This is a genomic window from Actinomadura rubrisoli (genome assembly GCF_004349215.1).
Taxonomy (GTDB): domain Bacteria; phylum Actinomycetota; class Actinomycetes; order Streptosporangiales; family Streptosporangiaceae; genus Spirillospora; species Spirillospora rubrisoli.
In genome coordinates this window covers 1-623 of record NZ_SMKU01000779.1, presented here as the reverse complement: position 1 = coordinate 623, position 623 = coordinate 1, and the positions used below count along the sequence as shown (strand labels likewise).

Below are 623 nucleotides of genomic sequence, written 5' to 3'. Positions count from 1 at the left end.
ATCGCAGGCTCCCACGTCCTTCATCGGCTCCTGATGCCAAGGCATCCACCGTATGCCCTTAAAAACTTGAACACACAAAACGATCAAAACAAATCGCAGATGAAACCCAACACCCCGAACCCCACCCCCGATAGGGGCGACGTTCGAAAAGCCGAGTCTCACCAGAGATGCTCGCGTCCACTGTGCAGTTCTCAAAAAACAACCGGGCCCACCAAAACCACACCACCGGTCAGGTGATGCGGTTCAGGTCCCGCGATCCAGAGGCAACCCGGGCATATGCCCGTTTCCTCAGGACCCAACAGCGTGTCCAACCCACCGGCCGCCCGAAACCCAGCGTTCCCCACCCCCCACGAGGGGGGCGGTACTTGCCGGCTCACACGAGCGGTGAGCTGAGTAGCCAGTGCTCCACATCCATGAGCAGCCACCTGACGGACAGACGCCGTCAACGGCGGCCACCAGCCTCGACACCCCCGCTGAGGGGGTCGCCTGGGCCGGTTGTGCTCCTTAGAAAGGAGGTGATCCAGCCGCACCTTCCGGTACGGCTACCTTGTTACGACTTCGTCCCAATCGCCGGCCCCACCTTCGACCGCTCCCCCCACAAGTGGTTGGGCCACGGGCTTCGG

General features: G+C 62.1%; 1 rRNA gene. It reads right to left on the bottom strand.

Going from position 1 to position 623, the window contains the following annotated elements:
* Nucleotides 1-508: 508 nt before the first annotated feature.
* A 16S ribosomal RNA gene (locus E1298_RS47435) occupies nucleotides 509-623 on the bottom strand; the annotation flags it as partial.